We start from the raw sequence: 18,758 nt of genomic DNA on the forward strand, positions 1-18,758 counted from the left end.
GACGCGGAGCCATGAGGAGCGCACGAAGGTGAATCCAGGGGATGTCAACCTGCAGCAGCTGCTGGAGCAGGCACAGCTCATGCAGCAGCAGCTCGCGAGCGCCCAACAGGAGCTCAACGAGGCGCAGGTCGAGGGCTCGGCGGGTGGCGGCATGGTCACCGCCGTGGTCAACGGGGCTCGTGAGCTGCTCGAACTGAAGATCGACCCGGGCGTCATCGACGCCGGCGACGCGCAGGACACCGCGGACACGATCGCGGACCTGGTGATCGCCGCCGTCCGCGACGCCTTCCGCGCGGCCGACGAGCTGCAGCAGGAGAAGCTCGGCCCGCTGGCCCAGGGACTGGGCGGCGGCGGTCTCGGACAGTTGCCGGGGTTCTAGGCCATGTACGAAGGGGTCGTCCAGAACCTGATCGACGAGCTCGGGCTGCTGCCCGGCGTCGGTCCCAAAAGCGCGCAGCGGATCGCCTTCCACCTGCTCGCGGCCGATCCCGCAGACGTGAAGCGGCTGGCGCACGCCTTGCTCGAGGTCAAGGAGAAGGTGCGCTTCTGCAGTACGTGCGGCAACGTCGCCGCGGAGCAAGAGTGCCGAATCTGCCGTGATCCCCGCCGGGACACCCACGTGATCTGCGTGGTGGAGGAGTCCAAGGACGTCGTCGCGATCGAGAAGACGCGCGAGTTCCGCGGCACCTATCACGTGCTGGGCGGCGCGATCAGCCCGATCGACGGGGTGGGTCCCGACGATCTGCGCATCCGTGAGCTCATGACGCGCCTGGCCGACGGCCGGGTGACCGAGCTCATCCTCGCCACCGACCCCAACCTCGAGGGGGAGGCGACGGCGACCTACCTCGCCCGTCTGGTCAAGCCGATGGGCATCAAGGTGACACGACTGGCCAGCGGTCTGCCTGTGGGCGGTGATCTCGAGTACGCCGACGAGGTCACCTTGGGCCGCGCGTTCGAAGGACGGAGGCTGCTGGATGTCTGACCAGTGGAGCGCTCTCGCTGATGAGATCGCTGGACACGCACAGAACTACGTCGACGGCCTGACCAGGGTCGCGGGCGGCGAGGGCGGCGACGGCATCTGGTCGTTGCTGCTGGTCGAGGTGGCGCAGGTGAGCCTCGCGGGCGCGAAGCTGGGGGCCAGCCAGGACGTGATCCTGTCCGGCAACTGGGAGCCGCCGCTGAGCGAGGACCCGGACATCGACGGCGTGCGCACCGCGCTGGCCGAACTGCTGGGCGCGGTCGACGACTACGCCGAGGTGTTCGATCCTTACAAGGACACGGCGGTCACGCCGTACCGGCTCTCGGACGATCTGACCGCGGTCGCGGCCGACCTGATCCACGGGCTGCGGCACTTCGAGGCGGGCCGCCCGCACGAGGCGCTGTGGTGGTGGCAATACTCGTACTTCAACACCTGGGGCAACCACGCGGGCGCGGCCATGCGCGCACTTCAGGCGCTCGCCGCGCACACGCGACTGGACGTGGCGGAAGAGGCCCTGTCCACATAGTCCTGTCCACATAGTGGTCCGGGCCAGCGGTGTCACGGAGGCTCGTCGGTAGACTGGCAGCTCACAGTCCAGACCGGGAGACTCTCGTGGCGCTCGTTGTGCAAAAGTACGGTGGTTCGTCCGTCGCCGACGCGTCCTGCATCAAGCGGGTCGCGCAGCGGATCGTCGCGACGAAAAAAGCCGGCAACGACGTGGTCGTGATCGTTTCTGCCATGGGCGACACGACGGATGAGCTGCTTGACCTGGCCGAGCAGGTGTCGCCGCTGCCGCCGGGCCGCGAGCTCGACATGCTGCTGACCTCGGGCGAGCGCATCTCGATGGCCCTGCTGGCGATGGCGATCGCCAACCTGGGCCATGAGGCGCGCTCGTTCACCGGATCGCAGGCGGGTGTGATCACCACCTCCTCCCACGGCAACGCGCGCATCATCGACGTGACGCCGGGCCGTATCCGGGAGGCGCTCGACCACGGCCGCATCGCGATCGTGGCCGGATTCCAGGGCGTCTCGCAGGACACCAAGGACATCACCACCCTCGGCCGAGGCGGCTCCGACACCACCGCGGTGGCGCTGGCGGCTTCCCTGGAGGCCGACGTCTGCGAGATCTACACCGACGTCGACGGCATCTTCACCGCCGACCCCCGGATCGTGACGGCCGCCAGAAAGATCCCCAAGATCTCCTATGAGGAGATGATGGAGATGGCGGCATGCGGCGCGAAGATCCTGCATCTCCGGTGTGTCGAGTATGCTCGCCGCTTCAACCTGCCGATCCACGTACGCAGCTCCTTCAGCACCAAGGAAGGCACGTGGGTCGTGTCCGACCCTTACACCCCGAACGAAGCGAGTGAAGGAACCGAGATGGAGCAGCCGATCATCTCCGGCGTCGCGCACGACCGGAGCGAGGCCAAGATCACCGTTGTCGGGGTTCCCGACAAGGTCGGCGAGGCTGCCCACATCTTCAAAACCCTGGCCGACGCCGAGATCAACATCGACATGATCGTGCAGAACGTCTCGGCCGCGGCGACGGGCCGTACCGACATCTCCTTCACGCTTCCCACGACGGACGCCTCCACGGCGCTGACGTCGCTGAAGAAGATCCAGGACAAGGTCGGCTTCGAGTCGCTGCTGTTCGATGACCAGATCGGCAAGGTTTCGCTGATCGGGGCGGGCATGCGCTCGCACCCCGGCGTGACCGCGACGTTCTTCGCGGCCCTCGCCGACGCGGGGGTCAACATCGAGATGATCTCCACGTCGGAGATCCGCATCTCGGTGATCGTCGAGCAGGAAGGTGTGGACGCGGCTGTTGCCGCCGCCCACCGGGCGTTCGACCTTGACGCAGACCAGGTGGAAGCAGTGGTGTACGGAGGAAGTGGCAGATGAGCAGGCCTAATCTCGCACTCGTGGGCGCGACGGGTGCGGTTGGCACCGTCATGCGCGACATCGTCTCCAACCGGGCGGACATCTGGGGCGAGATTCGCCTCGTGGCCTCCCCGCGCAGCGCCGGAAAGGTGCTGAAGGTCCGTGGCGAGGACGTCGTCGTCCAGGCGCTGGTGCCCGAGGTCTTCGACGGCATCGACATTGCCATCTTCGACGTGCCCGACGAGGTGTCGGCCGAATGGGTGCCGGTCGCGGCCGAGCGCGGCGCGATCGCGATCGACAAGTCCGGCACGTTCCGCATGCACGCGGACGTCCCGCTCGTCGTCCCCGAGGTGAACCCCCTCGACGCCCGTCAGCGGCCGCGCAACATCATCTCCACCCCCAACTGCACCACGCTGTCGATGATGGCCGCGATGGGCGCCCTGCACGCCGAGTACGGCCTGCAGGAGCTTGTCGTCGCCTCCTACCAGGCGGTGTCCGGCGCGGGGGTGGCGGGTTCGGCCCGTCTCTACGACGAGGTCGAGGCGCTGGCCGGTGACCGCAACGTCGGCCAGGTGGCCGGTGACGTCCGCCAGATCCTCGACAAGAAGCTGCCCGCCGACTCGCCGTTCCCGGCGCCGATCGCGTTCAACGTGGTGCCGTGGGCGGGCTCGCTCAAGGAGGACGGCTGGGCTTCCGAGGAGCTCAAGCTGCGCAACGAGTCCCGCAAGATCCTCGGCATCCCCGAGCTGAAGGTCTCCGCGACCTGCGTGCGGGTGCCGGTGGTCACGACGCACTCGCTGGCGGTGCACGCGCGCTTCGAGCGCCCAGTGACGGTGGCTGACGCGCACCGGGTGCTCACCGCGGCGCCGACGGTGGTGCTGGTGGACGACCCGGCCAACGGTGTGTGGCCGACGCCGCTTGAGGTGGTCGGCACGGATCCCACCTATGTGGGACGGGTCCGGCAGGCGATCGACTTCCCCAACACGCTGGACCTGTTCGTCTGCGGCGACAACCTGCGCAAGGGGGCGGCTCTCAATGCCGCCGAGATCGCTGAGCTGGTTGCTGCTGAGCTCTGATTTTTCGTTACGGCGAGGCCGCCGGATCCGCCTCCGTCCGGCGTGGGTCGCCCCCGGTCATCGGGCGCTTCTCACGTCGGACGTGGTCCTCGCCGTCACAAGGCCCTCTTGACCGGGTTCTACGGCTCCCCGCCGTGCGCGTTGCGCCGGGCTCGGCCGTGTGGGTGCTCGCCGTACCGGCGCCGAAAAGCGGCGGAGGGCAGGTGCCTCGGTCGGTCCGCGTGTGACAAGCGTCGGTGGTTTGGGCACAGGCTGCCCTACTGGCGTCGGGTGCGGTTGGGTGGGCCTGGCCCGGCACGGGACCCTTTTGGGCGGCCTACAGCGCGGTTGGGCGCCTGGCGCGGGTCTGGTGCGTGCCGGCTGCGGGGCCGGGCCTCGGGGTCCTCAGCGGAACAGGATGTCCCAGTGGTCGGACTCCTTGGCGAAGACGGTGCCGTCTGAGGAACGGTACAGGGGCGAGCCGTCGCTGCGGGTGCCCACGCGGGTGTGGCTGGTGGCGATGTGCCGGTCGACGCATGGGCTCAAGGAGATGTCCAGCTTGTAGCCGTGCTCGTGGCTGTAGCGGCCGGGCATGTGGCCCGCCTCGGTGCCGCCGGTCACCATGATCTTGCAGCCGCTGTCCCGCTTCAGCTCGATGATCTTGGCGATCGTGGCCGTGCGGACGGAGTCCAGCGAGGTGCAATACCTCAGCCGCCGGTTGGCGCAGCCGCCCGTCGACTTCCAGCGCAGGCCCGCGTTTCTGAGGCGGCCCACTGCCGTGGTGTGTGAGATGCGTACGGCGGCCTGCCGGGTCTTGACCCGCTTCAGGTCCACCTTGGGGGGGTCGGCCGTCGTGAACCAGTGTCCGGTTTGGATGCCTCCTTCGATCGCGTACGTGCGCGTTACCGGTGGCGGCGACTTCCGTGCTTCTCCTGTCGAAGCAGCGGATGCGGCCGATGCCAATGCGATTATCGAGATCTCAAGGCCGAGGAGTGCGACTACCATCAGCCGCACCTTGCCACGTATCCACATGTCGATGCTCTTTTCGCGGAATAGCCCTCCCGCCAGAAACATCAATCCCACGCTTCACACCAGATGACCCCTTCCTCAGAGCGATCTTTGCCTTGTGGCGGCGATCACCGTGCGGCTTCATGACCTACAGCCGGTCTTGCCCGTAAAGTGACGAGGGTGTCCGAACCCCGAAACCGAGGATCGGAGAGCACCCGAGAGGTCATCGTCGAGACGGCCTTGAGACTGTTTCGGGAGCGCGGCTTCGATGCGACGACGATGCGGGCAATCGCGGCCGAGGCCGGGGTATCCGTAGGTAACGCCTACTACTACTTCGCGAGCAAGGAGGCGTTGATCCAGGCCTACTACGACCGCGCCCAGACGGAGCACGAGGAGGCCTGCCGAGAGCTGCTCGCGACGGAGCGCTCGTTCGCGGCCCGGCTGAGCGGCGTGCTCGGGGAGTGGGTACGCGTCTCGGAGCCGTACCACGAGTTCGCGGTGAAGTTCTTCAAGCACGCGGCGGAGCCGACGAACCCGCTCAGCCCGTTCAGCGCCCAGTCCTCTCCCGCCAGGGAGGCCGGCATCGCGATCTACCGGCAGGTGGTCGAGGGCTCGCGGGACAAGATGGACTCCGAGCTGCGTGAGGAACTGCCCGAGCTGCTGTGGCTGCTGTCGATGGGCATGGTGCTGTTCTGGGTGCACGACACCTCACCGGGGTGCCAGCGCACCTACCGGCTGATCGAGGTGACGGTGCCGCTCGTGGACCGGCTCGTGGGCCTGTCCCATCTGCCCGGACTGCGGGGGATCACGAAGGACTTCATCGGGGCCGTGCATGAGCTGCGGGCTTGATCGGCGTGCCCGAGCACAGCGGGAGCATCGTGGCGGGGAGCGCGCAGGTGGGGCCGGCGTCCTCCGCGGCCACGGCGATCACGGAGGCCAGGAAGGGGATCGCCAGGCCGCCGGTCAGTACTACGGCCGCGAGCAGCCGGGTTCGTCTCACGGGGATGTTTTAGCACGTCAGAGCGCTGGAAGCGGCTAACCGCGATCAAGTGGCGCGTACATACCGGCTGGTTGGTATGGTCGCCCTAACAAGCTGGAGGGTGCGATGACACAGAACTGGGGCATGACGATCCCCTTCTCCGACCGCTCGCTGGCCGCGTCGAAGGAGCTGATCGCCGAACTGCCCGCGCTCGGCTACACCGACGCCTGGTCGGCCGAGGTCAACGGGGCCGACGGGTTCACGCCGCTGGCCATGGCCGGGGAGTGGGCGCCGGGGCTGCGGCTGGGCAGCGCCATCGTCCCGGTCTTCACCCGCGGCCCCGGGCTGCTGGCCATGTCGGCGGCCACGCTGGCCGATCTCGCGCCCGACCGCTTCGTGCTCGGCATCGGGTCGTCCTCTCCGGCCGTCGTGGGGCGGTGGAACGCGGTGGAGTTCGCGCGGCCGTACCAGCGCACCCGGGACACGCTGCGCTTCCTGCGCAAGGCGCTCGCGGGGGAGAAGGTGTCGGAGCGGTACGAGACGTTCGAGGTCAAGGGCTTCAAGCTGGAGCGGGCGCCCCGGGTGGCGCCGAAGATCGTGCTGGCCGCGCTGCGGCCCCGGATGCTGCACCTGGCGGCGAGCGAGGCCGACGGCGCGATCACCAACTGGCTCTCGCCCGATGACGTGCGCAAGGTCCGCGCCGAGCTGGGCGGGGAGACCGAGCTGATCGCCCGGTTGTTCGTCTGCGTGACCGAGGACGCCGACAGGGTGCGCGAGCTGGGGCGCTGGATGCTGGCGGCCTATCTGACCGTGCCCGCGTACGCGGCCTTCCACGACTGGCTGGGGCGCGGCGAGGTGCTGCGGCCGATGCACGAGGCGTGGGCGGCGGGCGACCGGCAGGCCGCGCTCAAGTCCATTCCCGACGAGGTGGTCGACGCGCTGATCGTGCACGGCGACGCCGCGACCTGCCGTGCCAGGATCGGCGAGTACGTCGCCAACGGGCTCGACACCCCCGTGCTCGCTCCGATCCCCGCCGGCGAGGTCTCCATCGACCAGGCGGTACGCGCGCTGGCGCCCAAGAGCTAGCCAAGGGAGCACCTGTGGACGAGATCCTCGGGCTGGACGCGGTCGGGCAGGCGCAGGCCGTACGGGATGGGCGGGTTTCGCCGCGCGAGCTGGCCGAGGCCGCGATCGCGAAGATCGTCAAGCACGACGGTGAGATCGGCGCGGTCGTGCACCGGCGCTTCGAGCGCGCGCTGGCCGAGGCGGACGCGCTGCCCGGCGGCACGCCGTTTCGCGGGGTGCCGATCCTGCTGAAGGATCTCGGCTGGGTGGAGAAGGGCGAGCCGTACAACGCCGGGTCACGCACGCTGGACGGGGTCAGGATCGCCGCGGACGCCTACAGCGTGGCCAAGCTGAAGGCGGCCGGGTTCGTGATCCTCGGCAGGACCAGCACGCCGGAGTTCGGCACCACGATCACCACGGAGCCGGTCGCGTTCGGGCCCACGCGCAACCCCTACGATCCCGGGTACTCGGCGGGCGGCTCCAGCGGCGGCTCAGCGGCTGCGGTGGCGGCCGGGATGGTCGCGGTGGCGTCGGCCAGCGACGGCGGCGGCTCGATCCGCATCCCCGCGTCCCTGTGCGGCCTGGTGGGGCTCAAACCCACCAAAGGCCGCACCAGCTATGGGCCGTCGGGCGGGGAGGGCTGGAGCGGGTTCTCGGTGGCCGGACTGGTCAGCAGGACCGTCCGAGACACCGCCGCCGTGCTCGACCTGATCGCCGGCCTGGAGGAGGGCGACCCCTACACCGCGCCAGCGCTGCCCCGCCCGCTGGCCGACGAGGTGGGCGCCGAACCGGGACGGCTGCGCGTCGGCTTCGTGACCCGCCACCCGCGCGGCGACGTACCCGAGCACGAGGAGCTGACCGCCGCCGTCACCGCCGCCGCGACCTTGCTGGAGTCCCTCGGCCACAAGGTCGAACCCGGCCACCCCGACGAACTCGGCAACCCCGACTTCCCCCAGCACTTCGGCGCCCTCGTCGCCGCGAACGTCGCCGCCGAAGTCCAGAGCGTCGGCGCCTGGCGCGGCCGCCCCGTCTCCCTGGACGAACTCGAACCACGCAACCGCGCCATGGCCGAGACCGGCGCACAGCGCACCGCCGTCGAGCACATCCTCGCCGTCCAGTGGATGGACGGCTTCCGCCGCCGCATGGCCGCCTGGTGGCGCTCCGGCTTCGACGTGCTGGTCGCGCCCTCGCTCGGCGTGCCGCCGTTCCCGCTCGGCTGGCTGCCCCCCGACGACCTCAGCACCGGCTTCGGCCGCACCGCCCACGCCGTCTCCTACACCTCCGCCTTCAACGCCACCGGCCAGCCCAGCATCTCCCTGCCCCTGCACAGGACCGCCGCGGGCCTTCCCGTTGGTGTCCAGCTGGTCGCCGCCACAGGCCGCGAGGACCTTCTCGTACGGCTGGCCGCCCAGATCGAAACCGCCCGCCCCTTCGAGCATCCCGCCATGCGCTGATCGTTAGGAACCAACCTGAGCGGGTAACACGTTATGTCGTGAAGGAGGTGGCGCACCTATGCCTAAAGCAAGCCGCGCGGCAGCGGTCTGGCGTACATATCGCGACGTGAGCGAGCCCGGCTCCCCGGGTCTCATGAAGCGGGTCCGCGCGATCCCGCGCATGATCAGCGCCGTGACCCGGGGTCGGTATCCGGGCATGGGCAAGAGCAAGCTCGCCCTCATGGGGCTCGGCGTGGTCTACCTGATCTCGCCCATCGACGTGATCCCCGACTTCCTCCTGCTCGTCGGCGTGGCCGACGACTTCGGCGTCTTCCTCTGGCTGATGAGCTCTCTGATCGGGGAGAGCGGGCGCTACATCGGCTGGGAGCACAAGGTCATCCAGGGCGCGGCCGTTCCTCCCAACCTTCCGCCTACAGCTCCTCGCGCCTGAGCCACGCTCGCGACGGCAACGGGTGCCCGAACAGCCGGGCGGCGTTGCCGTACGCGACCCTGGCGATGTCGGCCGGCGGGAGCTGGCCGAGGTTCCTGGCCACCGCCTGCTGGGTGTCGGGCCAGGTCGAGTCGGAGTGCGGGTATCCGCTTTCCTGCAGCACGTGGTCGAGGCCTACGGCCAGCCGTACCCCTGACAGGGCGTGGTCGTCGAGCGTGCCGAAGAAGAAGTTGCGGCGCAGGACCTCACTCGGCTTCAGCCCGCCCTCCCACGACGCCTCGCCCGCGACCGGGTGGTCGAGGGCGTAGTCGGCGCGCTCGGCCAGCATCGGCAGCCAGCCCACCCCGCCCTCCACGATGAGCACCCGCAGGTTCGGGAAGCGCAGCGGGATGCCCGACCACAGCCAGTCGGCGCAGGCGAACATGGCACTCGTCGGCATCAGCGTGGTGATCGCCTCGATGGGCGTGTCGGGGGAGGGCACCGGCGACCAGCTGGAGTCCCCGGTGTGCAGGCAGACGACGGTGCCGGTCTCCTCGCACGCGGCGAAGAACGGGTCCCAGTGGTCGGAATGGATCGACGGCAGCCGCAGCCTCGTCGGGAACTCCGGGAACACGACCGCCTTGAACCCGCGGGCGGCGTTGGCCCGGATCTCCTTCGCCGCCACGTCCGGGTCGGGCAGCCACGGGAGCTGAAGCCCGATGATCCGCTCGGGGTAGGTGCCGGCCCAGACGTCGATGTGCCAGTCGTTCCAGGCCTTCACCAGCGCGAGGCCCAGTTCTTGGTCTCTGGTCCGTGCGAACGGCATGCCGGACTGGCCGGCCAGCATGCCGGGGAAGCACAGCGCGCCCCAGATGCCTGCCGTGTCCATGTCCTGGATCCGGGCCTCGATGTCGTGGCAGCCGGGGCGCATGTTCTCGAACCTGACCGGGTCCAGGGTCCACTGCTCGCGTGGCATGCCGGCGCCCACGTCGATGCCGGCGCACGGGTACGTGGCTCCGCCGTAACGCCAGACCTGGTGACCCGCCTCCGTCTCCACGACCTTGGGCGCGACCTCGGTGTACTTCTCCGCCAGCCGGTCCTCGAAGAGGTCGGGCGGCTCGATCAGGTGATCGTCGGCGGAGATGATCACGTAGTCGCGCCGCCTCGGTTCGGGGTCGGGGAGCAGCGGCGTAGTCACGCAGGTAACCGTACGACGACGGCATGACCTCGAACAAGCTGCCAAGCCCCCGTCAACCGCCCCAAACCCCCGCCCTACCGCCGCATTCACCCCCGGAACTCCTTGACAACCAGTCTTGACGCTCTGGTGTTCGGGTGTTTCGTGGCCCTGGAATCCCCTTTGTGGCGTCTGCGGGAGCTGCGGTGGCTGGAGCATCGGCTCTACGGCCGGGCCGATGGGGCTCCGCCCGTGAACCCTGGCGCCGCTGGGAGGCGGAGCGGATCGAGTGGGTTCCGCTCGCAGACGTCCGGCGGCTGATCGGCAAGGGCGACGTCGTCAGTGGCACGAGCGTGGCGGCCTTGCTCTACCTCCTCATGGATTTGTGAGCGGCCGGGCGAGTTCGGCCCAGAAGCGCTCTCCATGTCGGAGGCTGCTTCGACATGGCGCTAGTCGTCAAACGGGCGTGTGAGCCGCTGGGGGTCTCCCGAGCCGCCGGCATCGGTTCGGTTCCGGGACTCGCGGCACCCCGCTGGTGCGGTGAGGAGCCGTGGGTGGTCATCCGGCGACTCGTCACCGCCTGTCCGAACATGTCCGGCAGGTCGCCGGTCTCCAGGTCGCTGCTGGGCGATGGGAGCGCGGGGGCGTCCTGTTGCCCGTCAGGCTCACCCCGTGACTGCCTCACCCTCAGGAACGCGGCCAGGAACCTGCTCTCCAGGACGGGTGGCGGTTTCGTCGCCGGCCCGGGTCACATGTTGCCGATCCAGGCGGGATGCCCGGTCAAGTCTTGGGCGAAAACGTGAGAGTCGGGCCTTGGCCCGACGGGGTGGCGTGTGGAGCGGTAGCGGAGCGCCTTGTCCGGGGCGGGCTCCAACTGCTCAACCACTTGGCTGGGCAGGGGGTGGGGCCTCAAGAAGGACAGTCCGACCGAAGGGAGGCCCTTTGTGCAAGGCCTTGCCTTTGGGGCCCGAGATCGCCTGGAGGGGGTGGGGTGGCGATCCCGGGCCAGGGGGTCCGCTGCTGTGAGGGTGCTGCTCACTGCGGACCCCGGCCCCACCTACCCAGGCGAGATCGGGTCAGTCAGGAGATGGGCGTGCAGTTTGGTGATCGTCTTGGGGTCCAGGCCCAGGACGTCTGAGCAGTACGCCTGCAGCGAGCCATGGCGCTGGTCCATCTCTGCCAGGAACAGTTCCATTGCCCCCGCCGGTGCCGCCCCGTACCCGGCCCACATGAGGGCGTCCTTGTTCCTGGTCTGCCAGTCCGCCAGGAAGCGGGGCGTGGCCAAGCCGGTCAGGGCGTAGTCCGCGACGATGTCCGTGGCCGCCACGCCCGCCAGCGACAGCACCAGCGCGGTCAGGATGCCGGTGCGGTCCTTGCCGGCGGCGCAGTGGATGACGACGGGGGCGTTGTCGGCCTCGGCGATGGTCTCGATGGCCGAGCGCAGGAGCGGGACGCCGTCCTCCGACACCTCCAGGTACCGGTCGGCGAGGAAGCGTTCCACCCCGGTCGACGGGTCGAAGGTGGCGAGGTTCCAGGTGCGGCCCTCCACGGGGAGGTTGTGGTAGCGCAGCCCTTCGGTCTCGGGTACGCGCCCGCGCTTCTCGACCTCGGCGGGATGCCGCAGGTCGATGACGGTCCTGACCTTCAGGGCGCGGAACGCGGCGATGTCCGGCCCGGCCAGCCAGCCGAGCGAGTCGGCCCGGTAGAGCCGCTGCCACCGCACACTCCGCCCGTCATGGGCGACATATCCACCGACGTCGCGAAAATTGTGGATATTGGTGAACTCGATATGGCGGGTCACACCTAGAACGTAATCACACCTCGCCCGCGCCGGGAGCCTCCTGCGGATTCCACCCCACACCTCGACGCCGCCGCGAGCCTCGTGCGGGGTCCCGCCTCATGCCTCCACGCCGCCGGGAGCCTCGTGCGGGGTCCGCCCCACACCTCGGCCGCGTACGGGTTCCGCCTCATACCTCGACCGCGTCGGGGGCCTCCTGCTCGGCCTTCCTTTCGGCCACCTCGCGCCGGATCGGCAGGGCCGACCTGATCCTTAGGCGCCCCAAGCCCTGCCCCGCTGCATGGCCGGGGGGTCGAACCTGTCTGCAACCCGCCTCCTGGGAAAACGAGGGGTTCTGTCGGTCGACGTGTAGGTATTGCCTTCGACGCGGCACAGTTCTCTGCCCCGCTGGCTTAAACGCTCCGGCTCACATTCCGAGGGGCTCGTATTCGACCGATTGCCGTGCGTAGACGGTTGAGGTTATCAAGGGGGCGAAAGCGTGAGAGTCGGGCCTTGGCCCGACGGGATGGCGTGCGGAGCGCCTTTGTCCGGGGTGGGGTCCAGCTGCTCAACCACTTGGCTGGGCAACGGGTGGGGCCTCAGTAGACAGCCCGACCGGAGGGAGGACCTTCAGGGGTCGAGCTTCAGCTCGACTGGAGAAACGCCTGGAACCCAGGAACGCGCGAAGCGCGCCCATGTGCAAGCCCTTGCCCTGCAGGTTCATGCCTCGACCGGGACAGGACCCTCCTCGGCGGCCTTTCTATCGGCCACCTCGCGCCGGATCAGCAGGATCCACCCGCCGATCGCCAGCCCAATGAACAACCACCACTGCACCCCATATGCCAGGTTGAGCCCCCCGCCCGACCCCACATCCGGCGCAGGCACAGGCTCCGGCGCCAAGGCGGCCGTCGGCCGCTGCTCGGTCAGCTCCACATAGCCGTCCACCAGCCGGTACGGCAGCGCCGCCCCGATCTTCCCAGGATTGATCAGAAGCACCTGCCCAGGCGGCAACCCGCCCCGCTCCTTGATCCCGCTGGTCTCCTCGGTCTCGGTCAGCCGTAGCCGCCCAGTGACATTCACCTGTCCGGCAGGCGGCGCAGGCACCTCCGGCGGAGCATCAGCGCTCGCCCCGGCCTTGACCCACCCCCGGTTCACCAGCACGGCCTGCCCGTCGCCGGTGACGAGCGGGGTCAGCACGAAGTATCCGGGCCGCCCTTCCTGGGGCCGCCGCCGTACCACGAGGGCGTGTGCCTGATCGTAGGAGCCAGACGCGGTGACCAGCCGATAGCGGTCCTCCTCGCTGACGGCACGGCCAGGCCCGGCCAGCGAGCTCAGTGGCACCGGCGCGGCCGTGATGTTGGCGGTGACGCGCTCGCTGTTGGCCGAGCGCTCCTCGAACCGCCCGAACTGCCACCTGCCCAGGAAGACGAAGGCGGGGATGACCAGCAGCACCACGATGTGGAGCGCCACCCATCGAGGGGTCAGGAGGAACCGGTACACCCTTCAAGGGTAGGCACCGGGAGTGGTGGTTCCTCACTCAGCCCGATCTGGTCGAACGGGTTACCAAAGCGCAGGTGATCGCGTACGGTCGGGACTCGTGCCGCCCCTCAAGAGCAAGACGTCCTGAATGACCGTTCTCGTCGCGCCACCGGCGCCCACCGCCTTCGTGCTGCCCCGGATGGGAACGCTCCTGCTGCACGCGGCGCCGCGCGTACTGGAGAGCATGATCTTGCCCGTCGCGCTTTTCTACGCGGGCATGCTGGTCGGCGGCGAGGTGGCGGGCATGGCGGTCTCGGCTGCGTGGGTGTTCGGCGGGATGGCGGTGCGCCTGGTGCGCGGTCTGCCGATGCCGGGCACGGTGATCCTGGCCGCGGTGGGCATCACGGCGCGGGTGGTGGTCGCGCTGGCGGCGGGGGACGTGCGGTGGTTCTTCCTGCCGCCGACGTGCGGGGTCTTCGCGGTGAGCCTGGTGTTCCTGGCCACGGCCCGGGGGCGCAGGCCGCTGGCGGAGCGGATCACGCTCGACCTGGTGCCGCTGCCGGGCCATGTCGCGGGGCATCCGGTGATGCGGCGCTTCTTCGTCCGCCAGTCGCTGGCCTGGGGCTGCGCGCAGTTCGTCAACGGCACGCTGACGCTGTGGATCCTGCTCAGCCAGACCATCGGGACGTTCCTGGCCCTACGCACGTCGCTGGTGGCCCTGTTGATGACGGCCATGGCGGTGGCCTCGGTGCTGGACTTCCGCCGCTGCCTACGCGCTCTTCAGCTCCGCGCCTGAGCCGGGCTCCGGCGTGACCTCGCGGGGTCCGCTGACCTCGTGGCCGTCGGCGCAGCGGAAGTACTGCTCGATGGGGGCGCCGCAGTCGCGGTGGGTGAGCTCGACCGCCGGTCCGGCGGCGTCGGAGAGGTACTTGTCGCCGAAGTGCATGAGCGCGACCAGCAGCGGATAGAGGTCGCGCCCCTTCTCCGTCAGCCGGTACTCGTCGCGCTGGCGCTGGCCGGGCTCGCGGTAGGGCACCTTGCGCAGCAGCCCCTCGTCGACGAGCCGGGCCAGGCGGGCGCTGAGCACTTGGCGCGGCGCGCCGGTCATGGCCTGCATGTCGGCGAAGCGCCGTACGCCGCTGAAGGCCTCGCGCAGCACCAGGAAGGTCCACTTCTCGCCGACGACGTCCAGGGTCCGCTCGATCGAGCAGTTGTTCACCCGGAAGGGCACGTTCATGCCGCATATCATACCTGAGTCTAGTTGACAGACTCAGGCGTGCCGCGAGACGCTGAGTCTATGAAAGGAACCCAGATTCGCCCCATACGCACGGGGGACGAGGCCGCGCTCCGGTGCTTCCTCGCGGGGTTGTCGCTGCACACGCAGACGCTGCGGTTCTTCACGGGGTTCAGCCGTCCGTCGGCCGGCCTGGTCGGCGCGTTGATGAAGATCGACGAGCTCAGGGACGCGCTGGTCGCCGTGAACGAGGGGGAGATCGTCGCGCACGCGATGAGCTACCGGGGCGGCTGCGCCGACGTCGAGGTGGCGGTGGTCGTCACCGACCAGTGGCAGGGGATCGGCATCGGGCCGAAACTGGTCGACACGCTGCTGATACGCGCCGCCATCCGGGGCGCGACCACCGTCGCCATGGACGTTCTCGGCGAGAACCGGCGGGCCCTGCGCATGATCCGGAGGGCCTGGCCCGACGCGAAAATGACGGTCTCTTCCGGTTCGGTCGAGGTGACCGCTATGATCAAGCAGGCGGTGGTATTTGCGGAACAAGGTTCTGTTGGCTCACCATTGACTGCGTGAAGAGTGTCAAGAACGGACGCGACGGCCGTACCCGCATCATCGAGGGCGCCCTCCGCCGCTTCAGCCAGGACGGGGTGTCGGCCACCACGCTGGCCAGCCTCCGTGAGGAGAGCGGCGTCAGCGTCGGCAGCTTCTACCACCACTTCGCCAGCAAAGAACACGTCTTCGGCGTGCTCTACTCCGAGATCCTCGCGGTCTACCAGGCCGAGTTCCTGGCCGAGCTGACCAGCAGGACCGAGGCTCGCGACGGCATCGAGGCGGTCGTGGCCTTCCACATGCGCTGGGCCGGCGAGCATCCCGAACGCGCCCGCATCCTGGTCAGCGAGCGGCCGCCGCGCAAGAACGAGCCCGGCGGCCAGGAGGTCGCCGACGCCCGCCGCGCGTTCTTCCGCCAGGTCTCCGACTGGTGGAAGCCGCACATGAAGAACGGCCTGCTCCAGCCCGTCCACGCGACCATGTGCTACGTGCTGTGGCTCGGCCCGGCGCAGGAGATGTGCCGCCTGTGGTTCGCCGGCGCCCACACGCCCACCGACGAGGAGATCAAGGGCCTGGGCGAGGCCGCGTGGCAGAGCCTGCGCCAACGTCCGGAGGCATAGGGACGAGTACCCTCTGTGATGTTATTGTCACAAATGTGAGACGACCTCGGGCGCTGGTCCTGCCCACCCTGCCGGAGACCGCTCTCGCCAGCCTGGGCGAGTTCGCCGACCTGGCCGAGGTTCCCGCTCGGCCCAGCCTCGGTTTCTCCGACGAGCAACTCGCCGACCTCGTCATCGAGACCGGCGCCTCGGTGATCGTCACAGAGGGTGACCAGGTCCGCGTGTCGGTCCTGTCCCTCCCGCTCGACATCGTGGCCTGTGTCGGCTCGTCGACGAACGTCGACCTGGCGCTGGCCGCCGAGCGCGGCGTCGCCGTACTCCATGCCGCCGACCGCGACCCCGACGCGGTCGCGGAGCTCGCGATCGCGCTGCTGTTCGCGGTCAGCCGCCACGTCGTGACCGCCGATCGCGAGGTACGGCGCGGCCGCGTCTACCGGGGCCGAATCCCCCCGTCCGAGCGCCACCGCGGCCTGCGCCTGTCCGGCCGCACGATCGGCATCGTCGGCCTGGGCCGGGTCGGCAGGGCGCTGCGCTGGCGCGCCCAGGGCCTCGGCATGAACGTGATCGCCTGCGACCCCTACACCCCGGAGGCCCTCCACACGCTGCCGGAACTGATCGCCGAGGCCGACGTAGTCTCCCTGCACGTGCCGGTGACCGAGGAGACGCGCGGCTTCATGGGCCCGGCCGAGTTCGCCGCCATGCGCCCGGGAGCGATCTACCTCAACACCTCGCGCGGCGCCCTGCACGACCTGGCGGCGCTGGTGGACGCCCTGCGGTGGGGTCAGCTCGGCGGCGCCGGACTCGACCACTTCGAGGGGGAGTGGCTGGACCCGGCCCACCCGCTGACCAGGCTGCGCAACGTGGTGCTCACCCCGCACCTCGGCGCGGCCACCGGGGAGAGCCATGTCGAGCACGCGCACGCGCTGGTGGCCGACATCGGGCGCACCCTGCGCGGAGAGCGGCCCGCCTACCTCTGCCCGCCGGTCATACCGGTAGCCGGACTCTTGTAGCGATCCGCCAGCTGTGAGCGTCGAGAGAGATGTCGAGCCGGAGCTCGCCGCGCTGCCTGCGCAGGCCGGGCACCCGCAGCCGATCGTGTACGGCGAAGCGCCCGCGACAGGGGTAGCCGAAACCCAGCTCGCCCGGCAGCACCCTGAGGTCGTCGTGGTTGCCGCAGCTCGGGCAGATCCACGAGACCAGATCCAGGCCGCGGTTGTAGTCGGTGCAGGCGCGGAAGTAATCGTCGGGCCTGAACCGGGACTCGCAGGCGAGGCAGGGGATCAGCACCTCCTACAGATACCGCGGGCGCCTTGCTGCCCGCTTGCAGAACGCTTGGGTAGCTCCGTAACAGTATGGTTACGCAGAGTTTCTGATCTTGCGCCGGTGTCTGGGGTGAGTTGCGGTCCGCGGTGGAAGGATGGGATCCGTGGAACGACTGCGCGAGCATCTGCTGGAGACCGGCTACACCATCGACGGAGTCCGCGACCGACTGGGCGCGGTGGCGGCCGGTGCGCTCGCGCGTGAGGAACTGGTCCCCGCCCTGCGGACCACGGCCGAACGCGACCCGCTGGCCACGCTGATCCGCCTGTTCTGGCTGGGCGTCCCCGTGCCGGCCAAGAGCGTCGCCCCCGAGGTGCTGGCCTCGGGCCTGGTCACGACCGCTGCCGACGAGGTACGGGCCACCGTTCACCTGCAGCCGTGGGAGACCGACGGCTACCTCGTCTCCGACCGCAAGGTACGCCCCGGCGACCCGGCGCTGAGCCCCGACCACGTGGTGGGCGCGGGCGGCGCCTCGGCCAACCTGGCCCAGCTCGTCACCCGCCGCCCGGTGGAGCGCGCGCTGGACCTGGGCACCGGCTGCGGTGTGCAGGTGCTTCACCTGGCCGGGCGCGCCGAGCGGATCACCGCAACCGACGTCAACCCGCGCGCCGTCGAACTGGCCGGCCTGAGCTGGGCGCTGTCCGGCATCACCGGCGTGGACGCCAGGACCGGCTCGATGTTCGAGCCCGTCCAGAACGAGCTGTTCGACCTGATCGTCTCCAACCCGCCGTTCGTGATCTCACCCGCCGGCAAGCTCACCTACCGCGAGGTGGGCGGCGACGACTTCTGCCGCGCACTGGTACGGCAGGCCCCCCGCCACCTCAACCCCGACGGCCAGGCCCACTTCCTGGCCAACTGGCTCCACGTCGAGGGCGAGGACTGGCGCGACCGCGTGGGCGGCTGGCTGGGCGAGACCGGCTGCGACGGCTGGGTGGTGCAGCGCGACGTACAGGACCCGGCCGAGTACGTCGAGCTGTGGCTCAAGGACGCGGCCGAGCAGGGCACCCCCGGCTACGCCCGGCACTATGACGAGTGGTTGTCGTGGTTCGACGAGCGCAAGGTCGAGGGGATCGGCTTCGGCTGGATCACGATCCGCAACTCCGGCACCCTGGACCCGGTGGTGCGGGTCGAGCAGCTGACCCACCAGGTGGAGATCCCGGTCGGCCAGTACGTGGACGGCGTCCTGGACGCGATCGCCGCCGCCCACCGCGCCGGCGGCCTGGACGAGGCCCGCCTGCGCACGGTCGATGGCCTGCTGGACGAACGCGTCGGCCGGCCGGGCGCCGAGGACCCGATGAAGATCGTGCTCCGCCAGACGAGGGGCCTGCGCAGGACCCGCGACGTCGGCACGGTGGAGGCGGCCCTGGCCGGGGTCTGCGACGGCGACCTGGCCCTGGGCCCGCTGCTCAACGTGATCGCGGAGCTGGTGGGCGACGGCGAGCAGCTCCACGCCGACGCCCTGCGCCCGCTGATCGCCGAGGGCTTCTTCCACGTGTGAGTCAACGGACAAGGACATTGATTCCGCGTTGATTGGACGTTGACAAGCCCGGGAGAAGCTAGGCGCACAGACACGGACCTGGGGGGTTCGAGGTTCGTGTCTGGTCCGGCCGGTCGTCGATGTGAGGCGGCTAGCCGCCACGTGGAGCATCCGGATAACCGGGCCCCCTAGCGAAGCGTGGTGGTAGATGACCGGCCGGGCTGTAACCTTCCGCTCCCACCAAGGGGCAGCCTTGATCAACCACGTATGGATGACGCGACTCGACGACGAGCTG

General features: G+C 69.6%; 21 protein-coding genes. 14 read left to right on the forward strand and 7 right to left on the reverse strand.

Annotated features, from left to right (window positions below; all coding sequences use genetic code 11):
• Positions 1–28: 28 nt before the first annotated feature.
• From HNR40_RS07595 to HNR40_RS07615, 5 genes are all read left to right on the forward strand, one after another.
• On the forward strand, positions 29–379 hold the full coding sequence (locus tag HNR40_RS07595) for a YbaB/EbfC family nucleoid-associated protein (protein ID WP_184959202.1): 351 nt from the start codon (positions 29–31) through the stop codon (positions 377–379).
• 3 nt (positions 380–382) lie between these two features.
• Positions 383–982 carry a recombination mediator RecR gene (recR, locus tag HNR40_RS07600; RefSeq protein WP_184959203.1) on the forward strand — a complete coding sequence of 200 codons (600 nt, stop codon included), beginning with the start codon at positions 383–385 and terminating at the stop codon, positions 980–982.
• Complete coding sequence (locus HNR40_RS07605; RefSeq protein ID WP_184959204.1) at positions 975–1,505, forward strand: DUF5063 domain-containing protein; 531 nt, start codon at positions 975–977, stop codon at positions 1,503–1,505. The genes recR and HNR40_RS07605 overlap by 8 nt, the downstream gene beginning before the upstream one ends.
• 86 nt (positions 1,506–1,591) lie before the next feature.
• Complete coding sequence (locus HNR40_RS07610; protein ID WP_184959205.1) at positions 1,592–2,881, forward strand: aspartate kinase; 1,290 nt, start codon at positions 1,592–1,594, stop codon at positions 2,879–2,881.
• Complete coding sequence (locus HNR40_RS07615; protein ID WP_184959206.1) at positions 2,878–3,936, forward strand: aspartate-semialdehyde dehydrogenase; 1,059 nt, start codon at positions 2,878–2,880, stop codon at positions 3,934–3,936. The genes HNR40_RS07610 and HNR40_RS07615 overlap by 4 nt, the downstream gene beginning before the upstream one ends.
• A 384-nt stretch (positions 3,937–4,320) precedes the next feature.
• Here the strand turns inward: HNR40_RS07615 and HNR40_RS07620 are convergent, their stop codons facing one another.
• Positions 4,321–4,749, reverse strand: coding sequence for a hypothetical protein (locus HNR40_RS07620; RefSeq protein WP_184959207.1), 429 nt, complete (start codon positions 4,747–4,749; stop codon positions 4,321–4,323).
• 354 nt (positions 4,750–5,103) lie between these two features.
• Here HNR40_RS07620 and HNR40_RS07625 point away from each other — a divergent pair, with 354 nt between their 5' ends.
• Positions 5,104–5,772 (forward strand): TetR/AcrR family transcriptional regulator, encoded by a 669-nt coding sequence (locus HNR40_RS07625; RefSeq protein ID WP_184959208.1) that lies wholly within the window; start codon positions 5,104–5,106, stop codon positions 5,770–5,772.
• On the opposite strand, the gene HNR40_RS07630 is transcribed toward HNR40_RS07625, so the two are convergent.
• The gene (locus HNR40_RS07630) at positions 5,741–5,923 is read right to left on the reverse strand and encodes a hypothetical protein (protein ID WP_184959209.1); all 183 of its coding nucleotides are present in this window, start codon (positions 5,921–5,923) and stop codon (positions 5,741–5,743) included. The genes HNR40_RS07625 and HNR40_RS07630 overlap by 32 nt on opposite strands.
• Before the next feature lie 105 nt (positions 5,924–6,028).
• Here HNR40_RS07630 and HNR40_RS07635 point away from each other — a divergent pair, with 105 nt between their 5' ends.
• The 3 genes from HNR40_RS07635 to HNR40_RS07645 are packed head-to-tail and all read left to right on the forward strand — an operon-like array spanning position 6,029 to position 8,851.
• A complete protein-coding gene (locus HNR40_RS07635) occupies positions 6,029–6,988 on the forward strand; it encodes an LLM class F420-dependent oxidoreductase (RefSeq protein ID WP_184959210.1) in 960 nt (319 codons plus the stop codon).
• Positions 6,989–7,002: 14 nt separating this feature from the next.
• Entirely contained in the window at positions 7,003–8,421 is a 1,419-nt protein-coding gene (locus HNR40_RS07640) for an amidase (RefSeq protein ID WP_221339957.1), read from the forward strand.
• A 58-nt stretch (positions 8,422–8,479) separates the two neighbouring features.
• Positions 8,480–8,851, forward strand: a complete 372-nt coding sequence (locus HNR40_RS07645) for a YkvA family protein (RefSeq protein WP_184959211.1) — start codon at positions 8,480–8,482, stop codon at positions 8,849–8,851.
• Here HNR40_RS07645 and HNR40_RS07650 read toward each other — a convergent pair.
• From HNR40_RS07650 to HNR40_RS07660, 3 genes are all read right to left on the reverse strand, one after another.
• A complete protein-coding gene (locus HNR40_RS07650; protein WP_184959212.1) occupies positions 8,832–10,028 on the reverse strand; it encodes an amidohydrolase family protein in 1,197 nt (398 codons plus the stop codon). The genes HNR40_RS07645 and HNR40_RS07650 overlap by 20 nt on opposite strands.
• 1,033 nt (positions 10,029–11,061) lie before the next feature.
• Positions 11,062–11,805 (reverse strand): tyrosine-protein phosphatase, encoded by a 744-nt coding sequence (locus HNR40_RS07655; RefSeq protein ID WP_184959213.1) that lies wholly within the window; start codon positions 11,803–11,805, stop codon positions 11,062–11,064.
• Between the two features lie 696 nt (positions 11,806–12,501).
• Complete coding sequence (locus tag HNR40_RS07660) at positions 12,502–13,281, reverse strand: SURF1 family cytochrome oxidase biogenesis protein (RefSeq protein WP_184959214.1); 780 nt, start codon at positions 13,279–13,281, stop codon at positions 12,502–12,504.
• Between the two features lie 127 nt (positions 13,282–13,408).
• Between HNR40_RS07660 and HNR40_RS07665 the strand changes: the two genes are divergently transcribed.
• Positions 13,409–14,056, forward strand: coding sequence for a VC0807 family protein (locus HNR40_RS07665; RefSeq protein ID WP_184959215.1), 648 nt, complete (start codon positions 13,409–13,411; stop codon positions 14,054–14,056).
• On the opposite strand, the gene HNR40_RS07670 is transcribed toward HNR40_RS07665, so the two are convergent.
• Complete coding sequence (locus HNR40_RS07670) at positions 14,030–14,497, reverse strand: winged helix-turn-helix transcriptional regulator (protein ID WP_184959216.1); 468 nt, start codon at positions 14,495–14,497, stop codon at positions 14,030–14,032. The genes HNR40_RS07665 and HNR40_RS07670 overlap by 27 nt on opposite strands.
• 60 nt (positions 14,498–14,557) lie before the next feature.
• Here HNR40_RS07670 and HNR40_RS07675 point away from each other — a divergent pair, with 60 nt between their 5' ends.
• From HNR40_RS07675 to HNR40_RS07685, 3 genes are read left to right on the forward strand one after another with little or no spacing between them, the layout of a single operon-like run.
• Complete coding sequence (locus HNR40_RS07675; protein WP_184959217.1) at positions 14,558–15,070, forward strand: GNAT family N-acetyltransferase; 513 nt, start codon at positions 14,558–14,560, stop codon at positions 15,068–15,070.
• Complete coding sequence (locus HNR40_RS07680; RefSeq protein ID WP_184959218.1) at positions 15,067–15,666, forward strand: TetR/AcrR family transcriptional regulator; 600 nt, start codon at positions 15,067–15,069, stop codon at positions 15,664–15,666. The genes HNR40_RS07675 and HNR40_RS07680 overlap by 4 nt, the downstream gene beginning before the upstream one ends.
• A gap of 35 nt (positions 15,667–15,701) precedes the next feature.
• Positions 15,702–16,676, forward strand: a complete 975-nt coding sequence (locus tag HNR40_RS07685) for an NAD(P)-dependent oxidoreductase (RefSeq protein WP_184959219.1) — start codon at positions 15,702–15,704, stop codon at positions 16,674–16,676.
• Here the strand turns inward: HNR40_RS07685 and HNR40_RS07690 are convergent.
• Positions 16,651–16,953 carry a hypothetical protein gene (locus HNR40_RS07690; RefSeq protein WP_184959220.1) on the reverse strand — a complete coding sequence of 101 codons (303 nt, stop codon included), beginning with the start codon at positions 16,951–16,953 and terminating at the stop codon, positions 16,651–16,653. The genes HNR40_RS07685 and HNR40_RS07690 overlap by 26 nt on opposite strands.
• A gap of 130 nt (positions 16,954–17,083) precedes the next feature.
• On the opposite strand from HNR40_RS07690, the gene HNR40_RS07695 reads away from it, so the two are divergent.
• Positions 17,084–18,484: a DUF7059 domain-containing protein gene (locus HNR40_RS07695; protein ID WP_184959221.1), complete on the forward strand. Its 1,401-nt coding sequence runs from the start codon at positions 17,084–17,086 to the stop codon at positions 18,482–18,484.
• The last annotated feature ends 274 nt before the right edge of the window (positions 18,485–18,758 follow it).

The organism is Nonomuraea endophytica, from assembly GCF_014203235.1.
GTDB lineage: Bacteria > Actinomycetota > Actinomycetes > Streptosporangiales > Streptosporangiaceae > Nonomuraea > Nonomuraea endophytica.

Excerpts from the sequence above, each read along its gene's own strand:
- recR (WP_184959203.1), top strand. The coding sequence starts at position 383 with ATGTACGAAGGGGTCGTCCAGAACCTGATCGACGAGCTCGGGCTGCTG.
- HNR40_RS07605 (WP_184959204.1), top strand. The coding sequence starts at position 975 with ATGTCTGACCAGTGGAGCGCTCTCGCTGATGAGATCGCTGGACACGCA.
- HNR40_RS07615 (WP_184959206.1), top strand. The coding sequence starts at position 2,878 with ATGAGCAGGCCTAATCTCGCACTCGTGGGCGCGACGGGTGCGGTTGGC.
- HNR40_RS07635 (WP_184959210.1), top strand. The coding sequence starts at position 6,029 with ATGACACAGAACTGGGGCATGACGATCCCCTTCTCCGACCGCTCGCTG.
- HNR40_RS07645 (WP_184959211.1), top strand. The coding sequence starts at position 8,480 with ATGCCTAAAGCAAGCCGCGCGGCAGCGGTCTGGCGTACATATCGCGAC.
- HNR40_RS07665 (WP_184959215.1), top strand. The coding sequence starts at position 13,409 with ATGACCGTTCTCGTCGCGCCACCGGCGCCCACCGCCTTCGTGCTGCCC.
- HNR40_RS07670 (WP_184959216.1), bottom strand. The coding sequence starts at position 14,497 with ATGAACGTGCCCTTCCGGGTGAACAACTGCTCGATCGAGCGGACCCTG.
- HNR40_RS07675 (WP_184959217.1), top strand. The coding sequence starts at position 14,558 with ATGAAAGGAACCCAGATTCGCCCCATACGCACGGGGGACGAGGCCGCG.
- HNR40_RS07695 (WP_184959221.1), top strand. The coding sequence starts at position 17,084 with ATGGGATCCGTGGAACGACTGCGCGAGCATCTGCTGGAGACCGGCTAC.